This window comes from Simiaoa sp. (genome assembly GCF_051972595.1).
Classification (GTDB): domain Bacteria; phylum Bacillota; class Clostridia; order Lachnospirales; family Lachnospiraceae; genus Acetatifactor; species Acetatifactor hominis.
Map to the genome: position 1 here is coordinate 58,130 of NZ_JBOKRY010000006.1, position 15,181 is coordinate 73,310.

Annotated in this window: 16 protein-coding genes; 2 read left to right on the forward strand and 14 right to left on the reverse strand. The window is 47.7% G+C overall.

From position 1 onward, the window contains the following. Positions 1-90 precede the first annotated feature (90 nt). Entirely contained in the window at positions 91-354 is a 264-nt protein-coding gene (gene rpsT, locus ACTRDR_RS03700) for a 30S ribosomal protein S20 (protein ID WP_022311808.1), read from the forward strand. A gap of 124 nt (positions 355-478) precedes the next feature. Here rpsT and ACTRDR_RS03705 read toward each other — a convergent pair whose 3' ends face one another. From ACTRDR_RS03705 to gap, 7 genes are all read right to left on the reverse strand, one after another. Further along, positions 479-1,408 carry a TPM domain-containing protein gene (locus tag ACTRDR_RS03705; protein WP_440526203.1) on the reverse strand — a complete coding sequence of 310 codons (930 nt, stop codon included), beginning with the start codon at positions 1,406-1,408 and terminating at the stop codon, positions 479-481. Positions 1,409-1,435: 27 nt separating this feature from the next. After that, positions 1,436-2,527 (reverse strand): hypothetical protein, encoded by a 1,092-nt coding sequence (locus tag ACTRDR_RS03710; protein ID WP_440526204.1) that lies wholly within the window; start codon positions 2,525-2,527, stop codon positions 1,436-1,438. 140 nt (positions 2,528-2,667) lie between these two features. After that, positions 2,668-3,204, reverse strand: coding sequence for a DUF3877 family protein (locus tag ACTRDR_RS03715; RefSeq protein ID WP_440526205.1), 537 nt, complete (start codon positions 3,202-3,204; stop codon positions 2,668-2,670). Continuing rightward, positions 3,194-4,291: an Rpn family recombination-promoting nuclease/putative transposase gene (locus ACTRDR_RS03720; RefSeq protein WP_440526206.1), complete on the reverse strand. Its 1,098-nt coding sequence runs from the start codon at positions 4,289-4,291 to the stop codon at positions 3,194-3,196. The genes ACTRDR_RS03715 and ACTRDR_RS03720 overlap by 11 nt, the downstream gene beginning before the upstream one ends. Positions 4,292-4,571: 280 nt before the next feature. Beyond that, positions 4,572-5,324 carry a triose-phosphate isomerase gene (gene tpiA, locus ACTRDR_RS03725; protein WP_118537301.1) on the reverse strand — a complete coding sequence of 251 codons (753 nt, stop codon included), beginning with the start codon at positions 5,322-5,324 and terminating at the stop codon, positions 4,572-4,574. A gap of 174 nt (positions 5,325-5,498) precedes the next feature. Then, entirely contained in the window at positions 5,499-6,722 is a 1,224-nt protein-coding gene (locus ACTRDR_RS03730; protein ID WP_118537302.1) for a phosphoglycerate kinase, read from the reverse strand. Positions 6,723-6,815: 93 nt separating this feature from the next. Next, the gene (gene gap, locus ACTRDR_RS03735) at positions 6,816-7,829 is read right to left on the reverse strand and encodes a type I glyceraldehyde-3-phosphate dehydrogenase (protein ID WP_022154143.1); all 1,014 of its coding nucleotides are present in this window, start codon (positions 7,827-7,829) and stop codon (positions 6,816-6,818) included. 251 nt (positions 7,830-8,080) lie between these two features. Between gap and ACTRDR_RS03740 the strand changes: the two genes are divergently transcribed. After that, entirely contained in the window at positions 8,081-8,902 is an 822-nt protein-coding gene (locus ACTRDR_RS03740) for a histidinol-phosphatase HisJ family protein (protein ID WP_440526207.1), read from the forward strand. Between the two features lie 13 nt (positions 8,903-8,915). On the opposite strand, the gene ACTRDR_RS03745 is transcribed toward ACTRDR_RS03740, so the two are convergent. From ACTRDR_RS03745 to nifS, 7 genes are all read right to left on the reverse strand, one after another. Next, on the reverse strand, positions 8,916-9,284 hold the full coding sequence (locus tag ACTRDR_RS03745) for a DUF3783 domain-containing protein (protein ID WP_440526208.1): 369 nt from the start codon (positions 9,282-9,284) through the stop codon (positions 8,916-8,918). Beyond that, a complete protein-coding gene (locus ACTRDR_RS03750) occupies positions 9,284-9,700 on the reverse strand; it encodes a DUF523 domain-containing protein (protein WP_440526209.1) in 417 nt (138 codons plus the stop codon). The genes ACTRDR_RS03745 and ACTRDR_RS03750 overlap by 1 nt, the downstream gene beginning before the upstream one ends. Before the next feature lie 31 nt (positions 9,701-9,731). Further along, a complete protein-coding gene (cls, locus tag ACTRDR_RS03755; protein ID WP_440526210.1) occupies positions 9,732-11,348 on the reverse strand; it encodes a cardiolipin synthase in 1,617 nt (538 codons plus the stop codon). Positions 11,349-11,667: 319 nt separating this feature from the next. Then, positions 11,668-12,207 carry a hypothetical protein gene (locus ACTRDR_RS03760; RefSeq protein WP_176864020.1) on the reverse strand — a complete coding sequence of 180 codons (540 nt, stop codon included), beginning with the start codon at positions 12,205-12,207 and terminating at the stop codon, positions 11,668-11,670. 116 nt (positions 12,208-12,323) lie between these two features. Further along, entirely contained in the window at positions 12,324-13,403 is a 1,080-nt protein-coding gene (gene mnmA / locus ACTRDR_RS03765; protein ID WP_440526211.1) for a tRNA 2-thiouridine(34) synthase MnmA, read from the reverse strand. A gap of 5 nt (positions 13,404-13,408) precedes the next feature. Next, the gene (nifU, locus tag ACTRDR_RS03770) at positions 13,409-13,846 is read right to left on the reverse strand and encodes a Fe-S cluster assembly scaffold protein NifU (protein WP_022154150.1); all 438 of its coding nucleotides are present in this window, start codon (positions 13,844-13,846) and stop codon (positions 13,409-13,411) included. 26 nt (positions 13,847-13,872) lie between these two features. Further along, positions 13,873-15,051 carry a cysteine desulfurase NifS gene (gene nifS / locus ACTRDR_RS03775; protein WP_176864016.1) on the reverse strand — a complete coding sequence of 393 codons (1,179 nt, stop codon included), beginning with the start codon at positions 15,049-15,051 and terminating at the stop codon, positions 13,873-13,875. Positions 15,052-15,181: the final 130 nt, after the last annotated feature.

A 15,181-nucleotide genomic window follows, 5' to 3' on the forward strand; every position in this document is an offset into this window, starting at 1 on the left:
GTATGTTTACGTTAGTCTTCCGTGTCTGGCTAAAGTGAAACATTTCTTGTAAATTATAATTTTATTGTATACATTATGGAGGTGTACGACTTGGCTAACATTAAATCTGCAAAAAAGAGAATTTTAGTATCCCGCACAAGAGCTGACAGAAACAAGGCTATCAGATCCGGCGTTAAGACCGCTATCAAGAAGGTATACGCTGCAATCGAGACCGGTGACAAGGAAGCTGCTAAGGCTGAACTGACTGCTGCTACCAAGACCATCGAGATGGCTACTTCTAAGGGCGTTTACCACAAGAACAACGCTGCAAGAAAGGTTTCCCGTCTGAGCAAAGCTGTTAACGGAATGGCTTAATTTTTTCTTGAACTGATACAGAATTTAAGGCATACAAAAAGCACCTATACCGTCATGTAGGTGCTTTTATTGTGCAATTTAATATGTGCGGGCTTATCGCCCGCACATATTTATTTCACATTTCTTATCTTCTGTGTCCACCGCCGCCGTGACTGACACCACTACTGCTTCTGTGGCTTCCGCCATGACCTCCGCTGTGGTGACTGCTTCCGCCACTGCTACTGCTGGTCTCGATTCTTCTGGTAACCACATTCTTACGCAGATACTGATCTCTGGTATCGTTAATCTTTGGCTTTTTACCGTCAACATACTGGTTTGTTGCGGTAGTATCTTTCGCTTTGTTCTGATGAAGATTCACCGCTGCATAGATCAGCGCGACCACAAGTCCTACCAGGATCCAGGGAGCAAATGTCATGGGCATATCTTCCTGGCTCTCCTCCATGGTCCGGGTCACATAACTGATACAATTCTTATACGCTTTGTAGGGGCTTTCGTCTATGTAGTCATCCACTGCATACAATGCCTGGTCGATCTCATAATCTCCGAAATAATCATAGACATTTCCGCAGGTGGACAGCCAGCTTCCCTTCTGTCCCTCATAGGAATTATCCAGAAGCAGAACGCCGTTGCCATGTACCTTGTTATAACCATAATTATTGTAATCATAGAAGTTATCCGCCAGATCTCTCATGGCAGTGCTCCAGTCGGTGCTGCCGACCTCCTTCGCATGGAATGCCTCCGGAAGATCCGGATTCTGCAGATCATATTCTACCGATTCGGAAATCGTTACGATGACGATATCTGCCTGAATCTTCTCCTCACACTCCGCGATATATTCCCGCAGGCTCTGCTCTTCTTCGTCTGTCAGCATATCCGCGTAATCATATACGCGCTCTGCGGGCTCCTGACTGTTGTCCCGTACAGTCTTAGGTTTGAGTGCATGAACAACTGCCGCTCCGATGGTGATTACCGCCAGTATACCGGCAATGATAAACCATATTTTAAAATATTTGAAGTACTGTCTCAGCGCTTCTTTTTTAATATCTTTTTCCATTGTCCTGTTATCCTTCCCTCATAATCTTTACAGCAGACTGGCAATCGCATTTACCATGCATAAAATTGCCGCCAGTGTCACACCAAGTGTTCCCGCATAAGCCCACACCTTTGCTTTGGAAATCGGTGCGATACCTACCAGTTTACCGGTCTGTCCGTTCACATAGAAAGGATACTCTTTCCCTTTATAGGTATAATCATACTTCCATACCGGCAGAAGTCCGTAATTTACATCACTGCCTGTTACGCTGATATTTTCTCCCAGTTTGCGTACACTGGAATAGCCGGAATAACTATCATGCAGCAGCTTCTGCGCATCTTCCTGCATCTTCGCCTTCGCACGGCTCTCCACCAGATCGGAGGTCATATTGTAACGCTCACTGTAAAATCCGGACAAATACTCCGGCTTGAACTCCTGCAACTCCTTATAATCATAAGGCTCCATCAGATCCATGACATCATCCGGCATTCCTATGGATGCATCCACTGGAATCTTATCAAAATTAATATCCATATCCCTGACAACATCATAATAAGAAGTCTCCGTATACTGCGTATTGCCGGTAGTCCAGCTGCGCACCTTGGTACCCTCGCCGTGGAATGTACAATTGGTATCATAATCGTAAAACCAGAACGGTACATAATCACCATGGATGCCATTCAGTCTTACCTCAGACAGAAAATCCGTCGGTGCGAAAATACATTTTTCAAATTTGTCACGGATCAGCTTCTTGCAGCCTTCCTTCCCCATACGGAACGGGATCAGCATATGCGGTGTGTAAGCACCGGCAATCTGTTCATCCACGATCACGTAATTGTCACAGTACGGACACTGCGTAGCAGAAGTACTGGCTGTCATAGAAATCTCACCGCCACAGTTGGGACATACCTTCGTCACCTTTTTCTGAGATTCTCCTTCCGCCGCTGCCATTCTGCTTACCGGCTGACCTGCTCCCACCTGTGTCGTTCCCTCCGCAGCACCGTTCTCCTCACCGCTTGTCTCGATCACGCCATCCTGGCGCTCTTCACTGTCCTCACTTTCACAGAAAGGACAGAACATTTTCTTTCTCTCCGGGCTGTAAACTACATTACCGCCGCAGTTTTTACATTTAAAGATCATCTTACCCCTCACTTTCTGCCTTTTACGACATTTTTCTTGGTAGAACCTTAATTATCTTACCATACATTTTCTCGTATTTCCATAGCTTAAAATGCACATAAGCTTTCTTATCGTTCGGATTACCGCGCTCTTAAGCCTTCTTAAGCTTTCATCAGATCCGCATAATCCTCCGGCAGAAACCGGTGATAGATCACATGGCATCCCTCGTCCCGGAAGCAATAACAGTATGGGTCTCCTATCTCTTCCGGGAATCGGATCATGATATCAAAATCCTCTCCCCGCATCTCTTCTATATGGATATTCTCACTATACCGTAAAAATAATTGCCGGATGTCTTTGATCTTACAGTCATGCTGTCCGATCAGCCGGATCAGTTCATAGATAAATCCTGTCTCCGCAAAATGCTCATGGACATAGGCACTGCCCTCCTCCGGAATACAGAGGCAGAACCGGTCCCCTCTGCGGGTAACGGTGAGTTTCCCAAGCTTCTCTGTCATGCTCTCCGGCTGTCCGGTCAGAGTGACTGACATCTCTTCTGCCGTATCCTCAGTGTTCAATAAATGGTTCAGCGTGGATAATGGATAATACAGGCGGATCTTCTCACGGCGGAATCCAAGCTTTGCCTGCTCCTCCTGGATCACATCCATAAGATTTTTTTCTAATTTTTCAAATGTCATGACTTTCTTCCCTGATCTCCTGTACCAATTCCTCACTGCATTCCGCAATGGCACAGATATCCTCATTCTTATAGCCTCTGGCAATCATGTTCCGGACGATCTGCACCGTCTTCCCGGTAGCTCCGATCTGTTCTCCGATCTGTTGTCCAATACGCTGCCCGATCTGCTCTCCAATCTTCTGTCCGATCTCTTGTCCGATCTCTTGTCCGATCTCCTGTCCGATACTCCGTTCCTCTGTCCGCAGATCCATCAATGCCTTACACATATCATATCTCTCCTCTCCGCTTTCCTCGATTGTCACATAATACTCCATATTCTCTGTCAGTTCCCAAAAGCCCATAAGTACTGCCATAGCTGCCGCCGTATCCGCAGGCAGTCTGCGATATGCAGGGTCTGAAGATATCAGCTGCTCCAGTCTCTGTCTGTCCCCCCGGCAGGCAAGTGCCTGAAATACTTCCCGCAGATCCGTGCGGAACCGGTCAAAATCATCCTCTTCATTAATACAATATAACTTCATGGGATAGTCTGCAAAGGGAAGTCTCGTCCTGACCGTCTCTTCCTCCAGATTCATCATATCCGCCAGACACAGCGGTCCGTCCCAGGTATCCTCCCCGTGATATAAACATAATGTATACACCGGAACCAGTCTGTCCTGCTTACGGATTCCGCTGAGACGCTCTGCGTTTCTAAGTTCCCCGGTCCCCGTATATTTGCTCCGCAGTTCCCGAAGCTGCTTTAAATATTCCTGTACATCATATTCCATGCAGCGCAGAGGCATTGTATAGTCCACATAGCTTTGCGCCTCCACCGCCAATATCCGGAACATGGTACCGTCTTCCATCCTCTTCTTCACATCCCGGTATTCTTCCCGGTGCTTTCCGTTCCCTGGTCTTTTTCGTTGGTTCCCTCTCCGTCCTCCGGGATGCCCCTGCTGTTTAGGTGGATGTACCGTATAACGTTCCGACTGTTCACTTAACATCTGAGGTTCTATCACCTGCTCCCCCTGAAAAAATACAACATTGAACAGATCCGCGAACCGGTACGCATCCCCCAGGTACTCCTGCATGACTACTGCTGCTTCTCCCATTTGTTACCTCCTCGGTAGTATGATAGGAGATTCCGACAAAAATGTCTGTAACAGCATACACGGCATTTACGTACAAACGCATTTAACACTATGCAAAAATTACATTGGGAATACGTCAGGTCAGAATCTCCTGCTTCTAGAATGTTGGATCTTATTGAAAAAGCACGATTTTCCGACTTGTCAGATGTACCAGATTTGCCAAAAAGAAAACTACTATGCTTTGTATCTAACATAGCATAGTAGTCTTTTCGTTGCAAGTATTATTCTTATTTTCTAAGAATTATTTGTTATAACAAACAATCTGTCCGAAATCAGCCTTCAAGGAAGCACCGCCTACCAGACCACCGTCGATGTCTGCCTGTGCAAACAGTTCGGGAGCGCTGGAAGCAGATACGGATCCGCCGTACTGGATACGGATAGCTGCTGCAGTTGCATCATCATAGATCTCAGCGATGCACTCACGGATTGCCTTACATACTTCCTGTGCCTGCTCGGTAGTAGCTACCTTGCCGGTACCGATTGCCCAGATGGGCTCGTATGCGATCACAGCGGTTGCTGCCTGTGCAGCAGTTACATTCAGGAATGCGATCTTGATCTGCTGACGGATGAAGTCGATGGTAACCCCCTGCTCTCTCTGCGTCAGAGTCTCACCACAGCAGATGATGGGAGTAATACCATGCTCGAAAGCCTTGAGGACTTTCTTGTTCACGGTCTCGTCAGTCTCTGCAAAGTACTCTCTTCTCTCGGAGTGACCGATGATCACATACTTCACACCTGCATCATCTAACATTGCAGGAGAAATCTCGCCGGTGAAAGCACCCTTCTCCTCGAAGTACATATTTTCGGCACCAATCATGATATTGGAACCCTTTGCTGCCTCCATAGCGGGAATGATGTCGATTGCAGGAACGCACAGAAGTACGTCTACTTCATCATTTGCTACGAGGGGCTTTAAAGTATTGATCAGTTCTACTGCCTGGCTGGGAGTCATGTTCATCTTCCAGTTGCCGGCAATGATCTTCTTTCTTGCCATAATCATACACCTCTTATTTTTTATCGTTCTTATCGTATATCGGAGAATGCCTTTGGCATTCTCCTCAGAATAACTTAGAACTACTTAGGCGGCGTACTATGACGCCTTAGTAGTTCTTTATTCTGTCTTATCATCTGCTGCTGCCACACACGGCGTTGCGCTCACAACAGCTACTTATTTGTCGTCTGCTGCGGCAACTCCGGGAAGCTCTTTGCCTTCCAGGAACTCCAGGGAAGCTCCGCCACCGGTAGAGATGTGGCTCATCTTGTCAGCAAAGCCAAGCTGGTTAACAGCTGCTGCGGAGTCACCACCTCCGATAATGGTAGTTGCATCGGTCTCAGCCAGAGCCTTCGCTACAGCGATGGTACCTGCTGCCAGGGTAGGATTCTCGAATACGCCCATAGGTCCGTTCCATACAACGGTCTTAGCGGTCTTAACAGCCTCAGCATACAGAGCTGCGGTCTTGGGTCCGATATCGCATCCCTCTCTGTCTGCGGGCATGTTGGTAACATCATATACCTGAACCTCAACAGGAGCATCGATCGGGTTAGGGAAATCAGCGATGGTTACGGAATCAACAGGCAGTAACAGCTTCTTGCCCAGCTTCTCAGCCTTTTCCATCATTTCCTTACAGTAGTCGATCTTGGTATCATCTACCAGAGACTTACCGATTTCATATCCCTTTGCCTTTAAGAAGGTGTAAGCCATACCACCACCGATGATCAGGGTATCACACTTCTCTAACAGATTGGAGATAACGTTCAGCTTGTCTGCAACCTTTGCACCACCCAGGATAGCTACGAAAGGTCTTACGGGATCTTCTACAGCCTTACCTAAGAAGTTGATCTCCTTCTCCATCAGGTAACCTACTACGTTCTGACCACCCTTAGCGGTGATGAACTTGGTAACGCCTGCTACGGAAGCATGTGCTCTGTGAGAAGAGCCGAATGCATCACATACATACAGATCAGCCAGGTCAGCCAGCTCTTTGCTGAATTTCTCACCGTTCTTGGTCTCTTCTGCGCCACGGAAACGGGTATTCTGAAGCAGAACAACGTCGCCTTCCTTCATGTTCTCAACAGCCTTGGTAGCTGCTTCGCCGGTTACATTGTAGTCAGCTACGAAAGTAACCTCTTTGCCCAGCTTCTCGGACAGTCTCTTGGCAACAGGTGCCAGAGATTCGCCTTCGTTAGGACCGTTCTTTACCTTACCCAGATGAGAGCAAAGAATTACCTTGCCGCCATCGCCTATCAGCTTCTTGATGGTAGGCAGAGCTGCAACGATACGGGTATCGTCAGTGATCTCACCGTTCTTTAAGGGAACGTTAAAGTCGCATCTTACCAGGACTCTCTTTCCCTTTGCGTTAATGTCATCTACAGATTTCTTATTTAATCCCATGGTATTAACCTCCAATTATTTTAGTATCTAAAAAGGGCCCGGTCCTTGTAAGACCGGACCCTGATAGGTCTTTACGCGTTAACGCCTGTCGGCTTATGCTAACTCGCTGAAGTACTTGATGGTACGAACCATCTGAGAGGTGTAACTGTTCTCGTTATCATACCAGGATACAACCTGTACCTGAGTATTGCCATCTTCCATAGGAGCAACCATGGTCTGAGTTGCATCGAAGATGGAACCGTAGGTGCTGCCTACGATATCGGAAGATACGATCTCATCGGTGTTGTAACCGAAGGACTCGGTAGAAGCAGCCTTCATTGCTGCGTTGATCTCTTCCTTGGTTACAGCGCCCTTAACTACTGCTACCAGAATGGTGGTAGAACCGGTAGGGGTCGGAACACGCTGAGCGGAGCCGATCAGCTTGCCGTTCAGTTCGGGAATTACCAGGCCGATTGCCTTAGCTGCACCGGTAGAGTTGGGAACGATGTTGCAAGCGCCTGCACGGCTTCTTCTCAGATCGCCCTTTCTCTGAGGTCCGTCAAGGATCATCTGGTCACCGGTATAAGCGTGAACAGTGGTCATGATACCGCTCATGATAGGTCTGCAATCGTTCAGAGCCTTAGCCATAGGTGCTAAGCAGTTGGTGGTGCAGGAAGCTGCGGAGATAACGGTATCTTCGGGCTTCAGGGTCTTGTGGTTAACATTGTATACGATGGTAGGAAGGTCGTTACCTGCGGGAGCAGAAATAACAACTTTACGGGCACCGGCAGTGATATGTGCGGAAGCCTTCTCCTTAGAGGTGTAGAATCCGGTACACTCCAGAACTACATCAACCTTTAATTCACCCCAAGGAAGCTTGCTTGCGTCAGCCTCTTTGTAGATGGTGATGGTCTTGCCGTTAACGGTGATGCTGTCCTCGCCAGCCTCAACGGTGCTTGCATACTTGTAAACACCCTGAGAAGAATCATACTTCAACAGATGTGCCAGCATCTTAGGGCTGGTTAAATCGTTGATTGCTACTACTTCATATCCTTCTGCATCGAACATCTGTCTGAATGCAAGACGACCGATACGGCCGAAACCATTAATTGCTACTCTTACTGCCATTTTAGTTTCCTCCTAAAATATTAATTTTATATCTTTTGACTTACTGTGATTCACAGATTGTCAAAATTTTATCAGCAAATTCATTTTACCTAATTCCTCTTTATAATTCAAGATGTAAATGCAAAATATTTGTGATTTTGTGGTAAATTTTACAGTTTGTTTAGAAATGGTATGATTTTTGCTCCGTTTTTTGCTATACTGTACCCTGTAAATGACTTACAACAGAATGATAACCAGAAAGGATAAAAAATATGTCTATCAAAGCAGATTGTCATCTTCACTCTTCTTTTTCCGGAGATTCAAAGGCTCCCATGCCGGAGATGATCGATAAAGGGATCACTCTTGGACTGGAAACCATGTGTTTCACCGAGCATAACGATTTTGATTATCCACGCACTGAGGAAGGTCCCGGCAGTATCTTTTTGCTGAATACAGATTCTTATTTGTATGACATCCTCCGCTGCCGCGCCAAATACGAAGGGAAAATGCGGGTTCTCTTCGGTGTGGAATTAGGCTTGCAGCCGCATCTGGCCGACCAAGACGAAGATTTTACTTCCGCCTATGACTTTGATTTCGTCATCGGCTCCACCCATCTGTGCCGGGGAATGGATCCTTACTACCCGGAATTTTTCGAGAAGTTTTCTTCCGAGGAGGAAGCCATCCGTGCTTATTTTGCAGAGACGCTGGAAAATCTGAAATGCCATGACGATTATGACGTCTTAGGACACTTGGATTATATCGTCCGTGTGGCGCCGAACAAAGATAAAAATTATTCCTATGACAAATATAAGGATGCCATCGATCCGATTCTGGAGCTGTTGGTTCACAGCGGCAAAGGTCTGGAATTAAACACCGGCAGCTTCCGCTACGGTCTCAGACAGCCCCATCCCTGTACCGATATTCTGCGCCGCTATCACGAGCTTGGCGGTGAGATCATCACTGTGGGGACCGATGCCCATAAGACACAGGATGTGGGGTCCTACCTGGATCTGGCCTCCGAGATTCTGCAGCTGTGCGGTTTCAAATATTATACGATCTATGAAAAACGCAGCCCGGAATATCACAAGCTGTAATTTTCTTTATTCCCTATCCTCCAAGCTGAATGTGTTCCTTCATCAGCTCGCGAAGCAACGCATCCGCTGTCCATGAGATATTATACGGTGTCACAATCGCTTTCAGGGCAACCGGTGGTAAGCCGGTTGCCTTATATTCTGCCAGGAATGCATCCACCTGTTGCGAATCCATTCCGGAAAACACCAGCATTTCCATTGCAAAATCAGGACCGTTATATATTTTTCCATTCTTATGAAAACCGCTGATTTCCGCCAGTGTTCCGATCTTCTGTCCATAGTCCCTGCGGTTCACTGCCGTCACATCCACACCTATTTTCTCCGCTGCCACACGCACAGCCCGGTCTTTTTGTGTACTCACGCCAAACAATAATATTTTTGCCATTATATTTCCTCACAGTCCATCACCCGGAAACTGTTCTTTTCCAGCAATTGTGCAAATACTCCCTGTCCGGGAATGAGTTTACCGGTAAAGCTTCCATCATAAATCTGCCTTGCACCGCAGCTGGGACTTCGGGACTGTAAGATTGCCAGATCGATGCCATTCTCTTTGGCAATCCGCAGAGCCTCCTCTGCGCCTTTCCAAAACTGCCTGTCCACATTTACGCCTTTACAGTTTATGACCACACCGTCCACGATCTCTGACGGATCCCTCGGGGTCGGAAGTCCTCCCAGTACCTCGGGGCATACCGGGATTACCTCATGCCCTTCCAGATATTTTACCACACGCTCGCTGTAATTATTTTTCCCGTTATATTTACAGTTTTCGCCTAACAGACAGGCACTGACCAGTATTTTCATCGTGATCTCCAGCTTTCCGTTATTATGTCTGTTACAATAGCGGTGCGATCAGCCGCATGATACACTGCCAGCCTCTCACTGCCATATTTTTCCTTCCATCCCGGTATTTATCGGTGACTTCCTCACTATCCTGTAACAGCTTATCAAAATCTGTCTCAATATCCCGTATGGCATCACAGCCGTGCATCCACACACCGTTTTCAAAATGATGATACAGGCTCCGGTAATCCATATTGATGGTACCGACGGTCGCCGTATTCTCATCGCAGAGCATCTGCTTCGCATGCAAAAAGCCCGGGGTGTATTCATAAACCCGCACACCCTGACGCACCAGTCCGGAATAATAGGATCTGGTCACACCGTAAATGATTTTTTTATCCGGAATGCCCGGGGTAAATACACGCACATCCACGCCCCGTTTGGCTGCCAGTCCCAGCTCTCTCGTCATCTCATCACTGATGATCAGATAAGGAGTTGCCACATAGAGGCGTTTTTTCGCCGTCTTGATCAGGTTCAGGTAGACATTCTCGCCCACCGGTTCTCCGTCCAGAGGGGAATCCGCATAGGGCTGTACATAGCCGGACGCCTTCTGCACATTTCCGTCTTCCGTACCATTCTGTGATGCCTGCAGATATTTTTCATAATCGGTATCGGCCTGTCCCATAACATTCCACATTTCCAAAAACATCATGGTAAAACTCTGTACCGCTCTGCCGGTCAGCTTCACTCCGGTATCCTTCCAGTAGCCGTAAGGATGCGTGATGTTAAAATACTCATCCGCCAGATTATATCCACCGGTAAAACCGACTTTTCCGTCGATGATCATGATCTTGCGGTGGTCACGGTTATTCATGAAAATATTTAAGAACGGCACCACATAGTTGAATACCCGGCACTGTACACCGATGGCATTCATGCGGTCAATAAAGCTTTTATCCAGAAAGCCGATACAGCCTACATCGTCGTACAGGATACGGACTTCCACGCCCTCGGCAGCCTTTCTTGCCAATACATCCTTCAGCCGTGCAAAAGCCTCCGCCTCCTCTATGGCATGATATTCCAGGAATATAAAGTGCTTTGCCTTCTCCAGTTCCTTAAGCTGTTCCTCGTATCCCAGATAAGCTTCCGGATAAAATTTCACGTCTGTTGCATCATACACCGGATAATTACCATACTTCCGGATATAATAACACTGGTTGGCAGCCATGGGAGCTTCCGCCTCCAGCCGCTCTGTCACTGTTTCATCCTGGGGATTTAAAGGAAACAGTTGTGCATCCACATCCTCGAATTTCCGGATGATTTTATGCATGGCCTCTTTATGCCCGAACAATCCGTAAATGCACAGACCAAATACAGGAAATGCCAATATTACAATGATCCAGGGCATCTTAAATGCGGCATTGGTATGTTTCCCATAAATCCTGAGTGCCACCACCAGCGCAAACAGACCGGTCAACAGAGAGATCACTGAAGAATACTGATACAGCTTGATCATTAATACCAGTATCCAGCCGATCTGCAAGAGCACAGCCAATGCTGCAAAAGCAATTCTTCCTATACTGTTTTTCACATTCCCTTTTACTTCAGAACGCATCTGCTTTTTCTTACCCATAATGCTCTCTTTTCTCCTTCGTCCTGCCAAAATCATAAGTGATCTCCCGCACAGACTGCCATGAATACATCCTATGATGCCAGGGTTCCAAGGTCTAAGCCCACATGAGCTTGCTCATATGTGGGTGAAAGACCTTGGAACCCGCCCCGATATGAGCATAAAAGTGGGATGATAATCCCACGATATGCGAATATTGGGTAGGATTGTGGGAGTGCGTAGCACGGAGCAATCCGTAGGCATCAAAGTCGGGGGCTTTTGCCCCCGACATCATTCTATGGGGGGATTGTTTTATGGTATAACATTTTTGCAAAAATCTCAATAGGTCTATGGACTACAACTGTCCTCTTTTGTCTGCCTAACCACAGTTTCTGTCACACAGTACCACCACTGTAGACGGCGTGGTCTGGGCAGGAATACTTCTCGTGGAAGAGGAATAGATGACCACCAGATTATGGTTCGCGGGACTCGCCTGGAAATACTGGTTGTTCACAGTACGCACATCCACTGTACCGTCCAGATTCAGCTGCAATGTCTGCTCCTCATTGACCAGGGAATTGTTGTAGTAGCTCACATCCACATACCGGTCGCTTCTCTCTTCAGCCACTACCACTGCTGTATACTGAGGCGGATAGATCAGGGGCATGGGTGCATCGTTGCGATACCAGAAGGTTGCCATCATTCCCACTGACAACGTAGTAAAATCCACCACATAGGTATCGGGGTTGATAAAAAAGTTCACCGTATTGCCATCCGTATCCTCGATAGCAGCAAATAACAGGCATCCATCAGCTCTGCGGCCGCCCTGCCCTGCCGGCACCAGATCCACAATCGTTCCCTTCATGGAACAGAAGCTGTTTCTTCTCATAGGTCTCTGAAACGAAAATCGATAATCCATAGTCTCTCCTGTGAATTATAAAAGCTTTCTTCTATTATATGCACGCTCCCGCTGTTGTTGTTACATGCCATGATAAAAATATAGGACCACTATATAAAATAGTGATCCTTGTTTTCCTATAGGACAATGGTCCCGCCGCCCAGTACATGTTCGCCCTGATAGAACACCATAGCCTGTCCCGGTGTAGCGGCACGCACCGGTGCATCGAAGGTACAGAGTACTCTGCCATCCGGTTGTTTTGTAAGCGTTCCATGCTCGCCCTTATGATTATAGCGGATCTTCGCCAGTACCCTGACGGGTTCTGTGATATCCTCCACTGCCATATAATTCACATTTTCGCATAATACTTTATCCGTGAAAAGTTCCTGATTGGAACCGATCACCACCTCATTGGTCCCGGGACGGATGGCTGTAACAAACACCCTCTCTCCCATGGGGAGATCCAATCCTCTGCGCTGTCCTAAGGTATAATGGGTAATCCCCTTATGATGCCCCAGTATCCTGCCGTCCTCCGTGACAAAATTGCCCGGTCCCGGCACCTTTTCTCCGGCTTCTCTATCAATAAAGGAGGCATAATCATTATCCGGCACAAAGCAGATCTCCTGACTGTCCGGCTTATGTGCCACCGGAAGTCCCGCCTCCTCTGCCAGGGCACGGATCTCGTCCTTGGTGTATTCTCCCACCGGCATCAGGGTATGGGAAAGCTGATCCTGGGTCAGATTATACAGCGCATAGGTCTGGTCCTTCGCCGCCGTAACGGAATTGCGGATAGCAAAACGACCGTTTGGCAGTCTGTCGATCCGCGCATAATGTCCCGTGGCAATATAATCCGCACCGATCTCTAAGCTCCTCTGTAACAGGGATTCCCACTTCACGTAGCGGTTGCAGGCGATGCAGGGATTCGGTGTATGCCCTCTTAAATACTCGTCCACAAAATAATCCATGACATGACACTTGAACTCTTTTTTAAAGTTCATGACATAATAAGGAATCTCCAGTCTCTGTGCCACTCTTCTGGCATCATCCACCGCAGACAGTCCACAGCATCCGCCATTAGCTTCCTTGGCTGCTTCCTCTTCGTCCTGCCAGATCTGCATGGTGACACCGATCACATCATAGCCCTGTTCTTTTAATAACATGGCTGCCACGGAGGAATCCACGCCTCCGGACATGCCTACCACTACTTTTTTCTTCATAGATCTTAATAGTCTTCCTCTTCTTCGCCCTCACTGATATCGTTCTTGGGCTTCTGCAGGCCTTCAATGGTGATGTGATTCTTCTCCGCATAATCCCACAGGGCTGCATGGATGGCTTCCTCTGCCAAAAGTGAGCAGTGTACCTTTACGGGAGGCAGTCCGTCCAGAGCCTCCATTACCGCCTTGTTCGTTACCTGCAAAGCTTCCTGGATGGTCTTGCCCTTTACCAGTTCGGTAGCCATGGAGCTGGTAGCTACGGCAGCACCGCAGCCGAAAGTCTTGAACTTTGCTTCCCTGATGATCCCGTTCTCGTCAATGTCCAGGAACATTCTCATAATATCTCCACACTTGGCGTTACCCACGGTACCTACGCCACTGGCATCCTCGATCTCCCCGACATTTCTGGGATTCTGAAAGTGATCCATTACTTTTTCACTGTACATGTATCTGTTATCCTCTTCTTTCTTACTTAGTTGTTCTTCTGATTTTTCAGAAAATCTTCATATAAAGGAGACATATCCCGCAGTCTCTGTACGATTTTCTTCACTTCTTCCGCTACGATATCCATCTCTTCCTTCGTGCTATCCTCAGACAATGTCAGACGTAAGGAACCGTGGGCTTCCTCATGCTTTAAACCGATGGCTAACAGCACATGGGAAGGATCTAAGGATCCGGAAGTGCATGCGGAACCGCTGGAAGCACAGATTCCCTTCATATCCAGCATGATCAGCATGGATTCTCCCTCGATAAACAGGAAGGAAAAATTGATATTATTCGGAAGTCTCTTCGTGCGGTGACCGTTCAGCCAGCAATGAGGGATCTCGTTCTCCAGACGTCCGATCAGATAATCACGCAGTTCAATCTCCCTCTGGGTCTTACTGTCCATGATACGCATGGCACGCTCTACGGCTGCCCCCAGTCCCACGATGCCGGGGATGTTCTCTGTACCGGCTCTGCGGCTTCTCTCCTGCGCTCCGCCGTGTACAAAAGAACGGATCTTTACGCCTTTACGGATATACAAAAAGCCGATGCCCTTGGGGCCGTTTAATTTATGGCCGCTGGCACTGAGCATGTCAATATGCATCTCGTCCACGTTGATGGGAACCTGCGCATACGCCTGTACCGCATCGGTGTGGAACAATACGCCGTGCTCCTTCGCGATCTCTCCGATCTCGGCAATAGGCTCGATGGTACCGATCTCGTTATTGGCAAACATCACGCTGATCAGAATGGTATCGGGGCGGATGGCTGCTTTCAGCTCGTCCAGGCTGATCAGTCCGTCTCTGTCCACATTCAGATAGGTGATCTCAAAACCTCTCTTCTCCAGATACTCACAGGTATGGAGAATGGCATGATGCTCGATCTTCGTGGTAATAATATGTTTTCCCTTGGAAGCATAAGCTTCTGCGGTGGCTTTTAACGCCCAGTTGTCGGACTCGGAACCGCCGGCGGTAAAATAGATCTCTTCCGGCTTCGCTCCCAGGCTGTCCGCGATGGTCTGGCGGGCATGATCCATAGCCTTTTTACTCTCGGCGCCCAAACCGTAGATGGTGCTGGCATTGCCGTAATATTCACTGAAATACGGGAGCATCGCATCTACGACCTCCGGTGCTGTTTTCGTAGTCGCTGCATTATCTAAATATATCATATTGCCTCATTTCTGCATATCTTGTAACTAATCATGCACATTTTACTGCTATTCATGATAGCATTCACTTTACTGTTCTGTCAACAAGGTCATCGGAATATACTTTTGCAAGATCTTTTAAGCCAAAAAG

Coding starts and splice junctions, on each gene's coding strand:
- ACTRDR_RS03705 (WP_440526203.1), bottom strand. CDS start 1,408: ATGGAAAAAGATATTAAAAAAGAAGCGCTGAGACAGTACTTCAAATAT.
- ACTRDR_RS03710 (WP_440526204.1), bottom strand. CDS start 2,527: ATGATCTTTAAATGTAAAAACTGCGGCGGTAATGTAGTTTACAGCCCG.
- ACTRDR_RS03715 (WP_440526205.1), bottom strand. CDS start 3,204: ATGACATTTGAAAAATTAGAAAAAAATCTTATGGATGTGATCCAGGAG.
- ACTRDR_RS03720 (WP_440526206.1), bottom strand. CDS start 4,291: ATGGGAGAAGCAGCAGTAGTCATGCAGGAGTACCTGGGGGATGCGTAC.
- tpiA (WP_118537301.1), bottom strand. CDS start 5,324: ATGGCAAGAAAGAAGATCATTGCCGGCAACTGGAAGATGAACATGACT.
- ACTRDR_RS03730 (WP_118537302.1), bottom strand. CDS start 6,722: ATGGGATTAAATAAGAAATCTGTAGATGACATTAACGCAAAGGGAAAG.
- gap (WP_022154143.1), bottom strand. CDS start 7,829: ATGGCAGTAAGAGTAGCAATTAATGGTTTCGGCCGTATCGGTCGTCTT.
- ACTRDR_RS03740 (WP_440526207.1), top strand. CDS start 8,081: ATGTCTATCAAAGCAGATTGTCATCTTCACTCTTCTTTTTCCGGAGAT.
- ACTRDR_RS03745 (WP_440526208.1), bottom strand. CDS start 9,284: ATGGCAAAAATATTATTGTTTGGCGTGAGTACACAAAAAGACCGGGCT.
- ACTRDR_RS03750 (WP_440526209.1), bottom strand. CDS start 9,700: ATGAAAATACTGGTCAGTGCCTGTCTGTTAGGCGAAAACTGTAAATAT.
- cls (WP_440526210.1), bottom strand. CDS start 11,348: ATGATTTTGGCAGGACGAAGGAGAAAAGAGAGCATTATGGGTAAGAAA.
- ACTRDR_RS03760 (WP_176864020.1), bottom strand. CDS start 12,207: ATGGATTATCGATTTTCGTTTCAGAGACCTATGAGAAGAAACAGCTTC.
- mnmA (WP_440526211.1), bottom strand. CDS start 13,403: ATGAAGAAAAAAGTAGTGGTAGGCATGTCCGGAGGCGTGGATTCCTCC.
- nifU (WP_022154150.1), bottom strand. CDS start 13,846: ATGTACAGTGAAAAAGTAATGGATCACTTTCAGAATCCCAGAAATGTC.
- nifS (WP_176864016.1), bottom strand. CDS start 15,051: ATGATATATTTAGATAATGCAGCGACTACGAAAACAGCACCGGAGGTC.